Origin of the sequence: Pseudomonas sp. D47 (assembly GCF_045447305.1) — a bacterium.
Taxonomy (GTDB): Bacteria; Pseudomonadota; Gammaproteobacteria; order Pseudomonadales; family Pseudomonadaceae; genus Aquipseudomonas.
In genome coordinates this window covers 12,405-31,136 of the sequence record NZ_JBJGXU010000026.1, presented here as the reverse complement: position 1 = coordinate 31,136, position 18,732 = coordinate 12,405, and the positions used below count along the sequence as shown (strand labels likewise).

General features: G+C 55.8%; 18 protein-coding genes. 7 read left to right on the top strand and 11 right to left on the bottom strand.

Annotated features, from left to right (window positions below):
* Position 1: 1 nt before the first annotated feature.
* From ACI77I_RS17920 to ACI77I_RS17885, 8 genes are all read right to left on the bottom strand, one after another.
* On the bottom strand, positions 2 to 1,156 hold the full coding sequence (locus ACI77I_RS17920) for a glycosyltransferase family 4 protein (RefSeq protein ID WP_406998085.1): 1,155 nt from the start codon (positions 1,154 to 1,156) through the stop codon (positions 2 to 4).
* A complete protein-coding gene (locus ACI77I_RS17915; RefSeq protein ID WP_406998084.1) occupies positions 1,153 to 2,337 on the bottom strand; it encodes a glycosyltransferase in 1,185 nt (394 codons plus the stop codon). The genes ACI77I_RS17920 and ACI77I_RS17915 overlap by 4 nt, the downstream gene beginning before the upstream one ends.
* Positions 2,334 to 2,825 (bottom strand): DapH/DapD/GlmU-related protein, encoded by a 492-nt coding sequence (locus tag ACI77I_RS17910; RefSeq protein WP_242155082.1) that lies wholly within the window; start codon positions 2,823 to 2,825, stop codon positions 2,334 to 2,336. The genes ACI77I_RS17915 and ACI77I_RS17910 overlap by 4 nt, the downstream gene beginning before the upstream one ends.
* A 141-nt stretch (positions 2,826 to 2,966) precedes the next feature.
* Positions 2,967 to 3,944 (bottom strand): GDP-L-fucose synthase, encoded by a 978-nt coding sequence (locus ACI77I_RS17905; protein ID WP_242155091.1) that lies wholly within the window; start codon positions 3,942 to 3,944, stop codon positions 2,967 to 2,969.
* A 1-nt stretch (position 3,945) separates the two neighbouring features.
* A complete protein-coding gene (gmd, locus tag ACI77I_RS17900) occupies positions 3,946 to 5,070 on the bottom strand; it encodes a GDP-mannose 4,6-dehydratase (RefSeq protein WP_242155093.1) in 1,125 nt (374 codons plus the stop codon).
* Positions 5,071 to 5,101: 31 nt separating this feature from the next.
* Positions 5,102 to 6,061, bottom strand: a complete 960-nt coding sequence (locus ACI77I_RS17895; RefSeq protein ID WP_242155095.1) for a GDP-mannose 4,6-dehydratase — start codon at positions 6,059 to 6,061, stop codon at positions 5,102 to 5,104.
* A 4-nt stretch (positions 6,062 to 6,065) separates the two neighbouring features.
* A complete protein-coding gene (locus tag ACI77I_RS17890; protein ID WP_406998083.1) occupies positions 6,066 to 7,166 on the bottom strand; it encodes a glycosyltransferase family 4 protein in 1,101 nt (366 codons plus the stop codon).
* A 115-nt stretch (positions 7,167 to 7,281) separates the two neighbouring features.
* Positions 7,282 to 8,781, bottom strand: a complete 1,500-nt coding sequence (locus tag ACI77I_RS17885; RefSeq protein WP_406998082.1) for an oligosaccharide flippase family protein — start codon at positions 8,779 to 8,781, stop codon at positions 7,282 to 7,284.
* Between the two features lie 974 nt (positions 8,782 to 9,755).
* Here ACI77I_RS17885 and ACI77I_RS17880 point away from each other — a divergent pair.
* The 4 genes from ACI77I_RS17880 (at position 9,756) to ACI77I_RS17865 (ending at position 14,329) form a co-directional block, all read left to right on the top strand.
* Positions 9,756 to 10,724 carry a UDP-glucose 4-epimerase family protein gene (locus ACI77I_RS17880; protein ID WP_406998081.1) on the top strand — a complete coding sequence of 323 codons (969 nt, stop codon included), beginning with the start codon at positions 9,756 to 9,758 and terminating at the stop codon, positions 10,722 to 10,724.
* A gap of 38 nt (positions 10,725 to 10,762) precedes the next feature.
* On the top strand, positions 10,763 to 11,779 hold the full coding sequence (locus ACI77I_RS17875) for a glycosyltransferase family 4 protein (RefSeq protein WP_242155102.1): 1,017 nt from the start codon (positions 10,763 to 10,765) through the stop codon (positions 11,777 to 11,779).
* 112 nt (positions 11,780 to 11,891) lie between these two features.
* Positions 11,892 to 13,886 (top strand): nucleoside-diphosphate sugar epimerase/dehydratase, encoded by a 1,995-nt coding sequence (locus ACI77I_RS17870; protein ID WP_242156026.1) that lies wholly within the window; start codon positions 11,892 to 11,894, stop codon positions 13,884 to 13,886.
* 110 nt (positions 13,887 to 13,996) lie between these two features.
* Complete coding sequence (locus tag ACI77I_RS17865; protein WP_094952368.1) at positions 13,997 to 14,329, top strand: helix-hairpin-helix domain-containing protein; 333 nt, start codon at positions 13,997 to 13,999, stop codon at positions 14,327 to 14,329.
* A 27-nt stretch (positions 14,330 to 14,356) separates the two neighbouring features.
* Here ACI77I_RS17865 and ACI77I_RS17860 read toward each other — a convergent pair whose 3' ends face one another.
* Positions 14,357 to 14,935 carry a TetR/AcrR family transcriptional regulator gene (locus ACI77I_RS17860; protein WP_406998080.1) on the bottom strand — a complete coding sequence of 193 codons (579 nt, stop codon included), beginning with the start codon at positions 14,933 to 14,935 and terminating at the stop codon, positions 14,357 to 14,359.
* 131 nt (positions 14,936 to 15,066) lie between these two features.
* Between ACI77I_RS17860 and ACI77I_RS17855 the strand changes: the two genes are divergently transcribed.
* On the top strand, positions 15,067 to 15,705 hold the full coding sequence (locus ACI77I_RS17855; protein ID WP_094952369.1) for a GntR family transcriptional regulator: 639 nt from the start codon (positions 15,067 to 15,069) through the stop codon (positions 15,703 to 15,705).
* A gap of 21 nt (positions 15,706 to 15,726) precedes the next feature.
* A complete protein-coding gene (locus tag ACI77I_RS17850) occupies positions 15,727 to 16,575 on the top strand; it encodes a DUF1989 domain-containing protein (RefSeq protein ID WP_094952370.1) in 849 nt (282 codons plus the stop codon).
* 8 nt (positions 16,576 to 16,583) lie between these two features.
* On the opposite strand, the gene ACI77I_RS17845 is transcribed toward ACI77I_RS17850, so the two are convergent.
* Entirely contained in the window at positions 16,584 to 16,751 is a 168-nt protein-coding gene (locus tag ACI77I_RS17845; protein WP_083359476.1) for a DUF2897 family protein, read from the bottom strand.
* 109 nt (positions 16,752 to 16,860) lie between these two features.
* Positions 16,861 to 18,225, bottom strand: coding sequence for an ethanolamine permease (gene eat, locus ACI77I_RS17840; RefSeq protein ID WP_406998100.1), 1,365 nt, complete (start codon positions 18,223 to 18,225; stop codon positions 16,861 to 16,863).
* 413 nt (positions 18,226 to 18,638) lie between these two features.
* Here eat and kdpF point away from each other — a divergent pair, with 413 nt between their 5' ends.
* Positions 18,639 to 18,728, top strand: coding sequence for a K(+)-transporting ATPase subunit F (kdpF, locus tag ACI77I_RS17835; protein WP_003218754.1), 90 nt, complete (start codon positions 18,639 to 18,641; stop codon positions 18,726 to 18,728).
* The last annotated feature ends 4 nt before the right edge of the window (positions 18,729 to 18,732 follow it).

The following is an 18,732-nucleotide window of genomic DNA, read 5'->3' as shown; positions in this document are numbered from 1 at the left end:
ATTATTCCGGATACCAAGGGGAAGCGATGGTGGCTTTGTCCCCAGGTTTTGCGCGAAGCACCGCCAGCATGTAACTGGCCGCGACGTTTGGCTGGATGGCTTCGGCGGCATGTCGCGTGGCGGCGCGCATCGCGAGCAGGCGTTCGGGCTCGGAAGCTAATGCAGTGATGATCGATTCAAGTGCGTCCGGGCTCTCGGCATCGTAGACCGCACCCGCAGCAAATTTCTCAACCAGCACACGAGCGCCTACCTTATCGCTGCAAATCACCGGAACACCCGCGCACAGGGCCTCATTCACCACAACTCCCCATCCGTCATAGCGACTCGGCAAAACAAGCACATCGTAGGTGGAGACGATTTTTTGCGTACTGCCGAATGCAATGGTGCCCTGGTAACGGGTTCTATCGTTATCAAAGACAAATGATGAAGGATCTCCAGGCCCGTAGACATCTAGCGTGACAGCTGCTTTTGAGCGCGTGACGGCCTCTATCAGCAGGTCCAGGCCTTTGCGTGTAATCAGTGCCCCAACAAAAACCACTCTCAACGGTTGGCCGTCTTCGCGCGTTTGCGAGGTGCTTGGTGGGGCGCTTTCAAGAGAGGGAATAAAGTAGCCGAATGGGAACAATTTGTTTTTAGCAACGCCCGAATCTGAATATTGCGAGACTGCTTTCGAAGAGATCGAAAACACCCCGGACATGCGTCGCTTCAGCAAGGTCATGTAGGTCTTGTAAAGGCACGGCCGCAGCATCGCCTTGAGTTTTTGCAGCGTCATTCGTCCATCGCTGAAGTAGCCTTGGGCGATCGGGGAATAGGGCTCTGAGACAATATAAAACTCGACACGAAATACCAGTGCCAGCAACAGGCAGTACAGCATTCTGGTGTTTTGGAATGCACTGCCGAACACGTGTACGTCGTGCCGGTGCTCGCGCATTTTTTGGAGGCAGTAGGCAAGCCCGCCATGCGACGGTATCAGGCGGCGTTCGATCGATTCGACCTGGGTCTCTTGCCAGCCTTGAGCGCGGCGGGTCGCATCCTCCATCGTCAATACGTAGGCTAGCACCGGTACGCCGGCCTGTTGAGCGAGTGCCTCGTAAGTGAACGCCTGATGATCTGTCAGTACGGGTTGCCAGGTAACGAGCATGGGTTGTTTTGTCATGGTCGCCCACCAAAAATAAAACCGAATACCGCTTCACCGGCCAGTTGCGGTGCGCATCGAGCAATAACGGCTTGCTGGCCCTGGAGAGTACGGGCCTGCATGGCTTCGGGCTGCTCGACGATGTTGCGGAGCAGCTCCGCCAGTTCTTTTGGGTCATTGCGCGTCAGGTACAGAGCGCCGGAACCTAATACCTTGCGTACATCGCTGATGTCCGTACTCAGAACCAGCAGGCCTGCCTCGGCAAACTCAATGACCTTGGAGGGGAACGTCGTGTCAGCCAACGGCCCGCCTACAGGTTTGAGTGCCAGCCCCACACGGCATCGATTAAGTACTTCTGCGTACTGCGCATCAGTTGTGCGGCCATGCACTGTAACGTTGGGGGGGGCATTTTCAATGGCCAGAGCCTGGAGGGCGTCGAGCGCTTCGCCTTTGCCGGTTACTTCGAATTGCAGTTTGTGCACCCAGTCGCCGGGTTCTTGTCGTAGCAGACGGATCGTTTCAATCAGCAGGTCTGCACCTGTGTCCGTATTGAGTGTTCCGGCCATCAGAATCGACAGGGGGCTGCTACTCGACTTTACGTCGAATGCCTTTGTGGAGGTCGACCCGTAATAACAATGTACAGGGCGAATGCGGGTCATATCCTCTAACGCGCTGCACGCCAGCAATGCGCCGTCCGGACACAAACGGTCATATAGCCAGGTGATCGAGCGGCCCAGCAGTGCTTTCAGACGGCCACTGTTTTGGCCCGCTACTTCTCCATCCTCAAGGTCGAGAAAACGTTTGTAGCCTGTCGCCGACGCTGTCAGCAGAAGAGGCAGGTAGGCGCTCATGCGGTTGTAGAAAATCACTGCTTTTTTCTGGTTGGACGAGAGCCGAAGCAGCGCTCCGATCAGAAAGAACAGCGAAAGAAACTGGGAGAAAAACCGAACGTGTGAAAACGGCGCGTAAACCACCGGCACGCCAGCTACTCGCCTCACAATTCGCGGGAAATAAGTAAAAGAACCGTTGGCGCGGCCTCGGCCCAAACTCAGGATGCAGGGGCGTGCGCCTGCTTCGCGCAGTGCCTGGCAAAGCATAAGCACTTTGCGCGAGGCTGCCGGGCTATCACTGACAATGCCTCGTTCAAGGCGAGTTTTGTCATCCAGTGCGTTGCATACCACAAAGACTAAAGGCCGCTTCATGTCAGCTGTCTCTTCACGACAGCTGGCACGCCGGCAACCAGCGTATGAGCAGGCACATCACGCGTCACCACGGCACCTGCTGCAATAATGGCGCCGTCGCCGATGGTGACGCCCCCCAAGATGATGCTTTTGGCTCCCACCCAGCAGCCGTCGCCCACCACGATAGTGCGTGCCGTACCTTGGCCTGCACGGCGTTCTCCCGTGCCGATTTCATGACTGCCTGTGACAAATTCAACGCCCGGCCCAAAGTCGCATCGGGAGCCGATTTGAATATCAGCCTCCTGATGGGTATGAAAGACCGCCCCTGGACTGAGCCAGGTCCCTTCGGCGATGATCAGGCGACCCCGACCGTAGATCCATCCACGTCCGCAAAATTTCACATTCGACTGCAATTCGACGCCCGCAAAGCGCAATAAAGCGGCTCGGGCGGCAAACAGTCGAGAGGGTGGAAGGAGCGAAAGAATAATGTTGATTAGGTGTCTGATCATAAGTACCGACTAAGCCTCAACCGGGAATGCCCCGGCGGGATGAGGTTGCTTCCTGCAGAAAAGAAAATCGTGATGACTATCTGATGGAGGGGAGGGCGCTTGGCGATGGCCCCAGTGGGGCCATCGCCAAGCGCCTTGCAGCTAGCGCGAGCGCGCGTGCAAGGCATTCTCGGAAAACCAGGCGTAAGCATCACGCAGCCCATCTTCCAGGCTGATAGTGGCGTGCCATCCCAGTTGTTCCAGGCGCGATACGTCCATCAGTTTTCGGGGCGGGCCGTCCGGCTTGCTCGCATCAAAGCCCAGGCGGCCTTTGAACCCTGTGACCTTGGCAATGGTTTGAGCCAATTCCCGGATGGTGCAATCTTTACCGGTGCCGACATTGATGTGAGAGAGCATGGGTTGGGTATGGGCGCCATACTGCTCCTGATCCAACTCCATGATATGCACTGACGCACTGGCCATATCATCGACATGCAGGAACTCGCGCATGGGGGCGCCACTGCCCCAGATAACCACTTCCTCTACACCCTGCTCGACTGCATCGTGGAAACGGCGCAGAAGGGCCGGAATGACATGGGAATTTTCCGGGTGGAAATTGTCATTCGGACCATACAGGTTGGTCGGCATTGCGCTACGGTAATCACGCCCATACTGACGGTTGTAGCTTTCGCACAGCTTGATCCCGGCAATCTTCGCAATCGCGTACGGCTCATTGGTCGGCTCAAGCACACCCGTGAGCAAAGCCTCCTCGGCCATCGGTTGCTGGACCTTGATCGGGTAAATGCACGACGATCCCAGGAACAGCATTTTCTGCACATTGTTTTGGTGCGCAGCGTGGACGAGGTTCGCCTGCATCATCAGGTTTTCGTAGATGAACTCTGCCGGGTAAGTGTTATTGGCATGAATGCCACCTACCTTGGCCGCCGCCATGTAGACCTGCTCAATCTTGTTTTCGGCAAAGAACGTCGCGACCGAATGCTGATCCAGCAGATTCAATTGAGCCCTGTCGCGGGTCACAATATTGGTGTAACCCAAGGCTTGCAGGCGTCGCACAATGGCCGAGCCGACCATCCCCTTATGGCCGGCAACAAAAACACACTCGCTCAATTGGCGTGACATCCTAGTTCTCCAGCGACACCGGCAAATCGTAACCATGGTTCTTCAGCAACGCATGGCGCTGGGCAACCTTCAGGTCTTCGCGAACCATCTCGGCGCACATTTCCTGGGCGGTGATTTCCGGCACCCAACCCAGCTTGGTTTTTGCCTTGGTTGGATCACCCAGCAAGGTTTCAACTTCTGCCGGGCGGAAGTAGCGTGGGTCGACACGCACCAGGGTGTCGCCCACCTTGAGTGCTGGAGCCTTGTCGCCGGTGATGGATTCAATAATGCCGCGTTCGTCCACGCCGGTGCCTTCAAAGCGCAAGGTCAAGCCGAGTTCGGCAGCAGACCAGCGAATGAAGTCACGCACGGAGTACTGCACACCGGTTGCAATCACGAAGTCTTCAGGGACGTCCTGTTGCAGCATCATCCACTGCATGCGGACGTAGTCCTTGGCGTGGCCCCAGTCGCGCAAGGCATCCATATTGCCCATGTATAGGCACTGCTCAAGGCCCTGGGCAATGTTTGCCAGGCCGCGTGTGATCTTGCGGGTCACGAACGTCTCGCCACGGCGCGGTGATTCATGGTTGAAGAGAATGCCGTTGCAGGCATGCATGCCATAGGCTTCGCGGTAATTGACCACGATCCAGTAGGCGTAAAGCTTGGCCACCGCATACGGCGAACGCGGGTAAAAAGGCGTGGTTTCCTTTTGAGGCGTTTCCTGCACCAGGCCGTAGAGCTCAGAGGTGGAAGCCTGGTAGAAACGGGTTTTCTTCTCGAGTCCGAGCAGGCGGATAGCCTCAAGAATACGCAGGGTGCCCATGGCATCCACATCCGCGGTGTACTCAGGCGACTCGAAGCTCACGGCGACGTGGGACTGTGCGCCCAGGTTGTAGACTTCGTCAGGCTGAACTTCCTGAATGATGCGGGTCAGGTTCGATGAGTCGGACAGGTCGCCGTAATGCAGGATGAAGCGCTGATTATCAACATGCGGATCCTGGTAGATGTGATCGACACGTTGGGTGTTGAAGGACGATGCACGTCGCTTGATACCGTGGACTTCGTAGCCTTTTTCCAACAGCAACTCAGCCAGATAGGAGCCGTCCTGGCCGGTGATCCCGGTAATCAGCGCTTTTTTCAGGGTCATGTCTACGTCCTAGAATTCTTTGAATATTTAGTTAAATCGAATTAAGCATGCTGCTAATGACTTCGGGCATTGTCGACTGGGCTTTCCATCCCAGAACGCGTTCGGCCTTGGCCGGGTCCGCACGACTGATCAACAGATCTGTGGGTCGAAAGAACTCTCTCGATTGGTCCACGTAATCTGTCCACTCGAGGCCCAATTGAGTAAAAGTTTCTGCTACGAAGGCTTCCAGTGTATGGGTCTGGCCGGTAGCGATCACGAAATCACTTGGCTCATCACACTGCAGCATTCGCCACATGGCATCGACGTACTCTGAGGCGGCTCCCCAGTCACGTGCTATATCCAGTCGCCCAAGCGTTAATCGCTCGTCGGAACCCGTAGCAATGCGTTTGGCTGTAGTTACAATTTTTTGTGTAACAAACCTGGTCGGGCGTAATTCGGATTCGTGATTGAATAAAATACCGGTGCAAGCGAAAAGATTATAAGCCTCGCGATAATTATCGACCAGCCAGAAAGCGGAGGATTTAGCTACCGCATAAGGGCTGCGAGGATGGAACGTCGTATTCTCCGACGCCGGCTCGCCATTAGTGTCGCCAAAACATTCGCTGGACCCTGCCTGATAAAAACGAATTGGCCGCTCCGTCATCCGGCAGGCCTCGAGCATGTTCAGCGTCCCAAGGGTGATGCTTTGAATTGTTTCGGCGGGTTGTTCGAAAGACAGCCCGACAGATGATTGGCCAGCCAAAAAGTATACTTCGTCAGGCTGGCTGCGCTTTAGCGCCATAAACACGCTGCGAAAGTCTTCCGGCACCATCGACAGGAGCGTTAACTTCGAGGCAATGCCCAGCCGCTTCAGGTTGGCGAATGAAGAACCTTGCGCATCTCTGGAAGTCCCCCAGACGGTGTAGCCCTTATCGAGCAGGAGCTTCGCCAGGTAAGCGCCATCCTGACCACTCACGCCACAAATCAGGGCTGTTTTTTCTGAATATTCCAAAACATTACCTTTGTAAGGACTGGTAGATCGCCAAGGTTTCCTGGGTGCAGCGCTGCCATGAGAAATGCTTCAATCGCTCATGGCCGAGCTCAACCAGCCTCGCGATTTCATTGTCAGAGTAAACCACTCTTTCTATCGCTCCGGCCATTTCGTCGCCATTGAGCGGGTCGAACAAGACGCCGGCATCGCCAATAACCTCGGGCATTGAGCTTGTGCCACTGCTGATGACGGGGCAGTCGTGCGCCATGGCTTCCAAGGGAGGAAGGCCAAAACCTTCATAAAGAGAGGGATAGACGAAGGCTTTGGCACCTTCATAAAGTTGGCCCAGGACTGCGTCATCGCCACCGACTTGGCGTAATTGGCCGGCAGAAAAGCCGAGCTGTTTAGCGTGCTCCAGTTCGCTTGCCGAAAAAGCGCCGCCGCCGAAGGCGACTATATCAAAGTCGGCTTTTAACCGATGTGAGCTCGCTACCGCGTCAAGTAACCCTAAGAAGTTCTTGTAGCCGTGACGACTTCCGACATACAGCAGATACGGCTTGGTGGATGGGCCGGCAACTTCCTGCGAGGCGCGCTTAAATTGTTCGAACCCCAAATGGACAACGGACAGTTTGCTTTCGGGCACCGCAAACAGTCGCATGAGGTCCTGTCGCGTACTCTGCGAAATACAGATCACGTGGTCAGCTCGCTCAACGGCACGTCGCTTTAACTGCGTTGTCTGGTCCCGAGCCGAGAAGTTTTCGGGATACAACTCATGGATCATATCGTAGACCGTCAATACGACCGGGCAGCCTTTGGGAACGGCGCTGAAGCGTGAAAAGTAGGTTTCATGAGCCACCTGAGGCCGCCAGGCACGCATTGCGTTGTGACCCAGTAGATGGTTGTAGATCAACGCCAGTCTTGTCGTGCGAGGTGGGTATTGTTCGGCTTTGCGGCCGTGAACGATACCTTCGGGCAGATCCTGCAGATAGAAGTTGCGGTGCAGCGGCGAGAAAATGCCCACCTCGTTGCCGGTGACGGCCATCTGCTCGGCAATCCGAGAAAAATAGCGAGAGATACCGCCGTAGTTTTGCAGGCAGAATATCTGGTGATCAAAAGCAACGCGCATTTTTATTTTTCGCCCTGTGAAAAATAAGATCTTGATAGACCAAGAAAGTCGAGGTGCGCCCTGTCTACGTCAGGGCAGCTGTGTACGGTTAAGTGGGGGTCTTGTTTCACAGTGACTATAACGTGTTTCTCCACTCAATTTTTCGACCGGTAAAGCGGAAAGTAAAGATGCGAAGCCCAACGAGTACATAAGTCACTCCGAGAGAAAACGCCATCGTCAGCAGGTTGTTAAAGGCTAACGTATCGAACAACATCTTCATTGCCAGCAGCGAAGAAAATGCGATCGCAGCGGGTATAAGTATGGCCTCGGCATACCATGTGCTGGCTGGCCTGACTTTTAGTTTGCGAAAAATGATGGGTGAACATATCGCGACGTAGCCAACGTTCAGAATCAGCCAGGGCCATGCGCTTCCGTTCAGTCCGTAGTGAGTGGCTAGGTAGTACGTCAGTGGGACCATAAAGACTACTGCCGTCGCATTCTGCCATACGCTAAAGCGCGTCCAGCCATGTGCCAACTGCAGCGCATAAGGCATCTGCATGAACGAATAGAGCATTGTCCCAATGGCGAGGACCATCAGTGGAGCGTTAGCCTGCGTGGCGACGGTTTCGTCCCGGGTCCAGAAAAGCATCAAGGGGTGGCTGTACATCGCCACCCATAGAGAGAATGGAATGACCAGCAATGACAGTACCTGGCTGGCCCTGGTGAACGTGTGAAATGTGTCGGCGGTATTTTGAGCCGCGACGAGTGAGACCAGTTTGGGGTAGTAAACGTTAAATATTGGAGAAATCAGCCTGAATGCCACTGAGCCGACAGTCCAAGCGAGCATGTAACATCCAAAGTCTTTTAAGGGTAATATTTTCGAGAGAATGATTTTATCTACTTGCATTAATAAAAACGCAAGAATGTTGGTTATACCTACTCCGGCTGCAAAACCGCCCAGGCGCTGTATAATATCGAGGGAAAATAGTCCTGCCTCTTTCCACTCCGGCAGACCGTTGACCAGCTTCATGCGCAATACCAAGACGGTGGCCAGGCTATTGATGGCCTGCCAGATCAGAAACGCTTCTACCGTAGGGGAAACGATCCATAATACTAAGGCTGCACCCGCCGCGCGCGTGGTTGCAAAAAAAGAACTGATAGAGTTTAGCGTAACGTGCCGTTGAAGGCCGATGAGGCTGCCGTAGTACAGTGCGATAGGGAACTGCAATAGCAGCGCAATCCCCATTATTCTGAGTGATTGAGTGATCGATTGGATTTTATCCAGGCTGACCGTAAGCCAGTATTCGGCAATCATCGGGGCCAGCAGTATGACGCCTGTGCCGACAGTGATCGCCACTCCCCAGAAGATACACTCCACGCTTTTAAGCGTAAGAATGACCTTTAGCCTTTCGGCTGCTGATGCGGTTTCATACTTGGAGGCCTCTCGGGTTGCGACGGCTCCAAAGCCGCCGTCAAACATCGTCATTGCTGAGGAAAGAATGATAAAGAAACCAACTAGCCCGTAACCTTCTACGCCAATAAATTTAAGGTACAGAGGAACAAAGCAGATGCCCATAAAGGCGATCCAGCCTTGCCCCAGAAAGTTGGCGGATATGTTTTTAAACAAAACACTCATTCGCCGTAACCCCCAACACCCCAGCCAAGCAGGCTTGATGCATTCGGAAACTCAATGAAATCGAATGAGGGTTTCGATTGTGTTCGCGAAGTGCTTTTTGAAGACATAACCCTTAGTCACGGCAAGTAATGAAACGATTGATTCATTATAAAAATAGATATTGGCGATGTGGCAGGGGCGAGCTGGCAATTTTCAGAAATAGGTATACCTGACTCGTCCACCAAAACTGTCGCCCTCATGGGATACATTGCCTATCAACGCTTTTGAAACCGCTCAACCCGCTGGAGCATGGCAGTGACCCATGTTATACGGGCGCTACAGAAGGTTTGGCAGGCGGGAAGCCTAGCATGACCTCGACGCATTAAACAGATCTACGGCCCACGCAGACTCTTGAATTCACATGTAAAAAGGCCGTCGGCAGCGATGGGCGATGGCTGATCTCTCGCAGGCTTCAGAGGCTCTATCCAGCGCGTCGTCCTGCTCCTGAAGATCAAGCCTTATGATGTGCAATTCAGATTCGTCGTACAGAATTTCTGTTCTCTGCCGATGAGTTGGCTTCGCCCAAAACTGCTATTACTCCCTACCTGCGTTTCAGGTGGTGGTCAACTTGGCGTATTTAGCGCTCGGCATGGGTTGAATGGTTATACAAGGTTCTGATGAGTGTATAGGCGTGCTCTGATTCTGCGGCGTTTCGGGCTTCAAGTGGTACCCTAGGCGCCCTCACGATTTTCTGGCTTAGGCGTGAAGGGCATGGCGTCGCTACAAACGTGCGCTGAGTGCGAACCTTTGGGCTTGAGCTAACGGTCTCGGACCAGTCGGTGCGTGTGGAGAATGGCGACGTGGGTCTGTAATAGGCCGCCTCACACTAGTTTTGTTGGTTGCTCCTTTCATCGCGAGAACTCGTGGTGTGCACATTTGTTTGGAAAGAAGATGGAGTTACATTTTGATATGTATAGGTGGCTGGAGAATGCGGGTTGAGTCATAAGAAAACATTCTTCGTTACCGGGGCAAGCGGCTTTGTTGGCGCCGCGCTCGTAAAGCGTCTGGCATCGGCAGAAGATTGTCAGGTGCTTGCACTTGTTCGTCGTGACGGTGTGGAGCTACCGCCCGCAGCGACTCGGGTACGCGTAGGCGAGGACTACCTTGGCGCAGAGAACCTTCCTTTAGAAGGAGTGGATGTGCTGGTTCATTGTGCTGCGCGCGTTCACGTTATGTCGGATGCTTCAAGCGATCCACTTTTGGAGTACCGCAAGGTCAATGTTGAAGGCACGTTGAGGCTGGCAGAGCAAGCCGCACGTGCGGGCGTCAAACGCTTCATTTTCATCAGCTCGATCAAGGTCAATGGAGAGGGCACGCGAAAGGGGGAACCCTATAAGGCCGATGACCTGCCTGCTCCTACAACCCCATACGGCATCTCCAAGATGGAGGCTGAGCAGGCGCTTCGGTTGTTGGCACAAAGGACCGGCATGGAGGTCGTTATCATCCGTCCAACCCTCGTGTATGGGCCGGGCGTAAAGGCAAACTTTCACAGCATGATGGTCTGGCTGAATAGGGGCATACCCCTGCCACTGGGGGCTATTAACAGTCAGCGTAGCCTGGTTGCGCTGGATAATCTGGTTGATCTGATTGTGACGTGCCTGCACCATCCCGCCGCTGCCAACCAGACATTCCTGGTGAGCGATGGTGAAGACATATCAACCACTGAGCTGTTGACGCGTATTGGCGTGGCGTTAGACAAGCCGGCGCGGCTGGTGCCTGTGCCCGCGGTGTTATTGCGCTGGTGCGCGCGGATGATCGGCCGTAAAGGTATGGGCCAGCGTCTATGCGGCTCTTTACAGGTTGATATCCAAAAAACGCGTGACCTCCTGGGATGGACACCTTCCACCACGCTAGCCGTTGCTTTACGCCAGACCGCTGAACGTTTTCAGGGAAAATTGAAGTAGTTGGTTCGTTTTAATAAGAGCCGCAATTGGAGCCGTTGATGAACCACGTACTGTGGCTTGCGCCCGTGATCGCAGGCCTTTCACTTGTATTGACATGGCTTTTGCGACGCTATGCGTTGGCCCGGAGTTTGATAGACATACCTAACGCGCGTAGCTCCCACTCGGTCCCGACGCCCAGAGGCGGTGGCGTGGCTATTGTCGTGAGCTTTCTGGTGGCACTGCCGATTTTGTTCGTCGGTGGTGAGTTGCCACACGCTGTGTTTTGGGCGCTTATGGTGGCAGGGGGCGCGGTCGCGCTGCTTGGGTTTCTCGACGATCATGGCCACATCGCCGCTCGCTGGCGTTTGTTGGGGCATTTCAGTGCTGCAGCGTGGGTATTGTTCTGGTTAGGTGGCCTGCCAGCGATCAGTTTGCCGGGAATAGTTATTGATCTAGGTTGGGTAGGCCACGTCCTCGCTGTGTTCTATTTGGTGTGGATGCTCAACCTTTATAATTTCATGGATGGTATCGATGGTTTGGCCAGTATCGAGGCGATGTGCGCATGCCTTGGGGCCTGCCTGGTTTATTGGCTTGCCGGCTATCCGATCCTCATCTGGGTACCGCTATTGTTGAGCATGGCAGTGCTTGGCTTCCTCTATTGGAATTTTCCGCTAGCGAGAATCTTCATGGGGGATGCCGGTAGCGGTTTCCTGGGCCTTATTCTTGGAGGGCTTTCCCTGGCTGCGGCATGGCAAGACACGAATCTCCTGTGGGTGTGGTTGATTCTCTTGGGCGTTTTTATTGTTGATGCGACCTTCACGTTGAGCCGTCGGCTGATACGCGGCGACAAAGTCTACGAAGCTCATCGTAGTCATGCCTATCAGTTTGCATCTCGCCAAGTGGGTGGGCATTTGCCGGTGACGCTTTCAGTGTTGGCGATTAACCTGTTTTGGTTGACGCCCATCGCCATTGGTGTAGGTGTATTAGGTCTCAATGGCTTGCTTGGGCTGGTTATTGCTTATATCCCGCTGATTATTCTGGCGGTGAAGTACAAGGCGGGCAAACTGGAAACATGATGAGGCATTTCCGGTAAGCGGGCTTTGGCGTCACGCAGCCCGTACGAGGTGTTTAAGTCAAGTTTGCAGTGTGGCGGCAGGAATAGGAGCAGCAAAGGTGTTTGAAGGGTTTATGGGTAGTATTCGGTCATATCTGTTAGGCCTTCCTCGGCGAAGGAAGCGTGTCTTGCAGGTCATCACAGACGTTTTTCTGGTCTGGATTGCTCTGTGGATGGCGTTCGTCGTTCGCTTAGGGGTGGACGATTTGATCAACCCTGTGACACAGCACCGATGGTTGTTTTTGAGCGCTCCGGTCGTGGCCATCCCGCTGTTCATTCGTTTTGGAATGTACCGTGCTGTCATGCGTTACTTCGGTAACGATGCCTTGATCGTGATAATCAAAGCGGTCAGCCTTTCATCCCTGATACTTGGCGTAGTCGTTTACCTCTACAGTAATCACCAGACTGTCGTACCTCGCTCGATCATTTTCAATTATTGGTGGCTGAGCTTGATATTGGTGGGTGGCCTGCGCTTGGCCATGCGTCAGTATTTCCTGGGGGATTGGTTCACGGCGGCGCAGCACGTGCCCTTCACCAGCCGGGAAGACGGCCTGCCACGCGTTGCGATTTACGGCGCGGGTGCTGCTGGTAATCAGCTGGTAGCGGCATTGCGAATGGGCCGCGTCATGCGGCCGGTAGCGTTTATCGATGACGATGACGGTATCTCTGATCGCGTCATTTCGGGCCTGCAGGTTTATAAACCCAGGCATATCCAGCGAATGATCGAGGCAACCGGCGCGCAAGAGATTTTATTGGCCATACCGTCCTCCAACAGAGGGCGGCGGCGAGAGATTCTAGGGTTTCTCGAAGGTTTCCCATTACATGTGCGCAGCGTACCCGGCTTTATGGATCTTGCCAGTGGGCGTGTGAAGGTCGATGACATCCAGGAAGTCGATATCGCGGACTTGCTGGGGCGCGATGCCGTTCCCGCGCAAGAGGAGCTGCTGGAGCATTGCATCAGGCGGCAAAGCGTCCTCGTAACGGGGGCGGGTGGCTCCATCGGTGCTGAACTGTGCCGGCAGATTCTGACGCTGAATCCAACGACGTTGTTATTGCTGGAGCACAGTGAGTTCAACCTCTACAGCATCATGTCCGAGCTGGAGCAGCGCATTACCCGTGAGTCGCTTTCCGTACGCTTGCTACCTATCCTGGGGTCGGTGCGTAACCCGCATAAACTCCTGGACGTCATGAAGACCTGGCGCGTAGACACCGTTTATCACGCGGCAGCCTATAAACACGTGCCCATTGTTGAGCACAACATCGCCGAAGGCGTGCTGAACAACGTAATGGGGACGTTGAATACCGCCCAGGCCGCGCTGCAGGCCGGTGTGTCCAACTTTGTACTCATCTCGACGGATAAGGCTGTGCGCCCAACGAACGTCATGGGCAGCACCAAACGCCTTGCCGAACTGACGCTTCAAGCCCTCAGCCGTGAGCTGGCGCCGGTGTTGTTCGGCGACAAGACCAATGTTTCGAGGGTCAATAAAACCCGTTTCACCATGGTTCGATTCGGCAATGTACTGGGATCTTCCGGCTCGGTGATCCCGCTGTTTCACAAGCAAATCAAGTCAGGTGGCCCGATCACCGTCACGCATCCCAAAATCACCCGCTACTTCATGACCATTCCCGAAGCGGCGCAGTTGGTCATTCAGGCCGGTTCCATGGGCTTGGGGGGCGATGTGTTCGTGCTGGATATGGGCGAGCCGGTGAAAATCGTAGAGCTGGCAGAAAGAATGATTCACTTGTCCGGCCTGAGCGTTCGCTCCGACAAGAACCTTCAGGGTGACATTGCTATTGAGTTCACTGGTCTACGTCCCGGCGAAAAGCTTTACGAAGAGTTACTGATCGGCGACAACGTAGTTGCCACCCAGCACCCGATGATCATGAGCGCCAATGAAGATCATCTGTCATGGGACATCCTCAAGGCCAAGCTGACCGAACTGCTGTCTGCCGTGGATCAGGACGATTACACCCGCGTTCGCCAGATCCTGCGCGACACCGTCAGCGGTTACTCCCCTGACGGCGAAATCGTCGACTGGATCCACCAGCAGCGTCGCTTGGAACCTTGATTTAACACGCTGTTACTCAAGCGTTTTTGACGAACGCCCAACATGACCTAAGTTTGAGAAGCAGCTTCGGAAAGCTGCTTTTCTTCTACCGATGTCATGGAGCGTCACCAATGCAAAACACTTACATCTCTTCGCTGATCTTCGCTTTACTCACCACGCTTTCGGTTGCCGTCAACGCAGCCCCTTCTATCAAGCCCGAAGCCCCGACCCCCATCACCGCGCAGATGCCCAAGGCCGAGCAGTCTGCCCAGGTCAACCTGAACGCGGCCGACGCCGAGACCCTGCGACGTGACCTCTTCGGCATCGGCGCGGCCAAGGCCAAGGCGATCATCGCCTACCGCGAAAGCAACGGCCCGTTTACGGCCGTGGATGAGTTGTTGGAAGTAAAGGGCATCGGCAAGGCGTTGCTGGAGAAAAATCGTGACAGGCTGGTGATCAATTGAGGATGTGAAAGCAGCTAAGGAGGCCGGTCACTGACCGGCCTTTTCATCCTCTGCAACCTGCGCTTTCAAACTGGCGCGTACTACATTCATGATCTGCGTCGCCAATTGCGGGCTCTCGACACTCCTGGCCAGTACCAGAGCACCTACCAGCGTCGACATCATCACCAGGCTTTGTTCATCGGCATTCGCGTTGCCCAGGGCCGCTTCGACCTGCTTCAACCGAGCACCCAGTACCGCATCGGTGGTCGAGCTATGTTGGCCTCTGAGGCCCAGTTCCGAAGACATGGTTGGCACCGGGCAGCCTTCTGCCGGTGAGGCCTTGTGCCATTCAGACAGGTAGCTGTCGATGAACGCCTCCAACGGCCGCTCCTGGCTGAACAGCATTTCGCAATGGGCATCCAGTTCCCCGGCAGCAGCCTGCAGGGCTTTTTCCACCAGATCATCTTTGGATTTGAAATGTGAATAAAACCCGCCGTGCGTCAGGTTCAACGCTTTCATCAACGGCTGCAGGCCGGTGGCGCCGATACCGTCGCGGCGAAAACGCACGGAGGCTTCCTTGATGATGCGTTGATGGGTCTGGGCTTTATGGTCTGCTGAATAACGCATAGGACTGCCTCGTGAACCAGTGTGCATTTTAACGGGTAAACCGTTTTACACATCCAAGCAACCCTCGGCGATCTTGGCATGAAAAGTGTTTATGCCTTCAGCAGAGATTGTTCAACAATCATGAGGTGGTCATGACGCTCAGTTTGTCTTTAGCCGATCAGATTGCCCTGGAACTGCGTGCCGACATCATTGCTGGGCGGCTGTTACCAGGGATGGCGTTGGTCGAGGTTGATCTGGTCAAGGCCTACAACGCCTCGCGTAATACGATCCGCGAGGCGCTGCATCGTCTGGGGCAGGAGGGGCTCACTCGCTACGTGCGCAACAAAGGTGTGATGGTGCGGCGGCTGGAGCGCGACGAAGTGCGTGATCTGTTCGTCGTGCGCCGAACCCTTGAATTGCAGGCCATCGCCCAGAGCGCAGCGTTGACCTTTGATCAGGCCGAGCGCATGCAAAACGCCATTGAGGCCACCACCCTGGCCCGGGAGCGTGAAGATTGGCGCGCCGTGGCGACGCACAGCCTGGTGTTCCACCAGCAGGTTGTTGGGCTGATGCGCAGCCCATTGTTTGATGAGTTTTTCGCCCAAGTCATTGCCCAACTGCGGCTGGTGTTTTGCGCGGCACCCGATGAGCAGCGTTTCCAGGCGCCCTGGTTGGAGCGCGATCGCGAAATTTACGAATTATTGGCCCAAGCGGATAAACCGGCGGCAGGCCAAGCGATGAGCCTGTACCTGGATGATTCACAGCGTCTGACATTAAGCCTGTTTACCTAACCCTGATCGAGGATCTTCACCATGTACAAAGACTATCCCGCCGCTTACCAGGTCAGTAAGGGGTCGGCGCTGCAGGTGGACACGGCGTTCTACGAACGCATTCGTGACCAGGCGGATAAACGCACGTTAATCGAGCAGTTTGAAGTGCCGATTCGCACGGGCAGGGCATGGAAGGTGCCGGCCGGGCATGTGTTCCGTGTCACCACGCCGGTGGGGCCGCAGGTCGGCGACTTCAATGTGTGGAACGCCAACGACCCGCGCGAACGCTTGTGGGCGGCGCGCACCCGCCAGTTGCAAGGCGCGCATGTCAGCACCCATGACCGGCTGTGGTCGAACCTGCCGTTTCTGCGGCCGTTGGTGACCATCACCGATGACAGCCTGGCGAGCTACGGCATCGATGAACATGGCGGGCGCCTGCACGACTTGCTCGGTACGCGCTGCGACCCGTATGTGAACCGCATGCTCACCGGCGAAGACTTTCATCACCATTGCCATTCAAACCTGACGCGCGCCGTGCTTCCCTACGGCCTGACCGAATTTGATGTGCACGACGTGCTGAATATCTTCCAGTGCACCGGCCTCAATCACGACGACATGTACTTCATGAAAGCCTGCCCGGCGCAGAAGGGCGACTACTTGGAGTTTTTTGCCGAGATTGATGTGCTCTGCGCACTGTCGACGTGCCCGGGCGGGGATCTATCGTTGCCGATGTGGGGGCCGGACGCGCAAGACCCGCTGACGGTGTGTCGCCCGCTGGGGGTGGAGATCTATCGGTTGGAGGATGAGTTGCTCAAAGGCTGGAGCCAGCCCGAGCGTGCGGCCTATAAAGGCCAGCACGGGTTGCATATCGCCAAGGCGGATTGGGAGTAGCGGCAGGTTCAGCGGTCTTGTGCGTCTTTTGAGTCCGCTTGTGCGTTGCGCTCGGCCACGCGCTTGCGCTGTTCGTCGGTGAGTTCCACCTTGTTGGCGCTGTCACGCAGCATCAACAAACCACCGACGATCGAACCGATCGCGACCACTAAAATCAACCAGGCATACCACGGCATAGGGCTCTCCTTGAGGCAGCAAACCGTGGGTAAATTTCCCACGGTCATTGCTGCTTTGAGTAACGGGCGTTCTTAGTAGTTCATTGTAGGCCCGTTCCTGCTCAAGGTCTTAAAGGCCAGTCAACATCGCATCCGCCGGTGCATCGGCACGGTCTTGCGCGGTCAGCTGGAAGTAGATGAACCCCACCAGCATGAAACCGAGGAATATCAGCCCGATCAGTGCGTTGAACCAGGCCATTGCCACCAGGCACACCACCGCCAGTACCAAAGCGATGCCCGGCACGATTGGGTAGCCCGGCGCACGGAAGGTGCGCTCCAGCAGCGGTTCGGTCTTACGCAGTTTGAACAGGCTGAGCATGCTCATGATGTACATCACGATGGCCCCGAACACTGCCATGGTGATCATGGCGGCGGTCAAGGTCATGCCGCCCAGGTTGATCAGGCCGTCGCTGTAGATCGCCGCGATGCCGACCACGCCACCGGCGATGATTGCTCGGTGTGGAGTCTGAAAACGCGACAGTTTGGCCAGGAACGATGGCAAGTAACCGGCACGGGCCAGGGCGAAGAACTGGCGCGAGTAACCGAGGATGATGCCGTGGAAACTCGCCACCAGGCCGAACAGGCCGATCCACACCAGCATGTGCAGCCAGCCGGAGCTGTCGCCCACCACGGTTTTCATCGCTTGCGGCAACGGATCGTTGATGTTCGACAGGGTGCGCCAGTCGCCCACGCCGCCCGCGAAGAACATCACACCCATGGCCAGGATCACCAACGTCAGGATGCCGCTGATGTAGGCTTTTGGAATGGTGCGCTTGGGGTCTATGGCTTCCTCGGCGGCCATGGCCGCGCCTTCGATGGCGAGGAAGAACCAGATGGCGAAGGGAATCGCCGCAAACATCCCGGCAATGGCTGGCGCGCCGAAGGTATCGGAACCGGCCCAGCCATTCAGGGCGAAGTTGCTGAAGCTGAAAGCCGGCGCGACCACGCCCATGAACACCAGCAATTCAGCGACGGCGAGCACGCACACCACCAGCTCAAAGGTGGCCGCGAGCTTCACGCCGACAATATTCAGGCCCATGAACACGATGTAGGCACCCACGGCCGCGTGTTTGGGGTCCAGGGCCGGAAACTGCACATTCAGATACGCCCCGATCGCCAGGGCAATAGCGGGCGGTGCGAAGACGAATTCGATCAACGTCGCAAGCCCGGCGATCAAGCCGCCTTTCTCACCAAAGGCGCGACGACTGTAGGCAAACGGCCCGCCAGCGTGAGGAATCGCGGTAGTCAGCTCGGTGAAACTGAATATAAAGCAGGTGTACATGGCGGCGACCATCAGTGAGGTCACCAAAAAGCCCAGCGTACCGGCCACGCCCCAGCCGTAGCTCCAGCCAAAGTATTCGCCGGATATCACCAGCCCGACGGCGATGCCCCACAAATGCAGGGTGCCCAAGGTGGGTTTGAGTTGTGTGTTCATCATGTTGCGCTCCCTGAACGGTTTGGAATGATTCAGGGTGTTGCAGCGGCCATGCCACTGCGCGATGCGGTGTCGTAAAGGCGCCGAACTGTCGTCAAGGGAATGGTTTGGCGTTTGAAAATTGCCAGCGTCGCACCAGATGGGGGCGGTGGCGACCTCGCCGCCGCCATCGCGGGCAAGCCCGGCTCCCACATTTGATGAGCGCTCACCTGGGCAACTCGGTCCAGTGTGGGAGTCGGGCTTGCCCGCGATGAGGCCCACCCAGTCGCCGAAAACCCTCCTGTAAACCCCGCATAAACCCACTCTTTACGCCGTCTTTACGCCCCGCCCCTGCCGTCGCTCTCGTTCCTTTACGCCACTCCTGCGGACAATTGCCCCACACGCGGCAATCGCCGCAAAACGGAGAGACTTCCATGAGCGTTCTGGACGGGGTGTCACTGCTATTGGCCGTGGCGCTGTTCATTTATCTGCTGGTTGCGCTGTTACGCGCGGATCGGAACTAGGAGC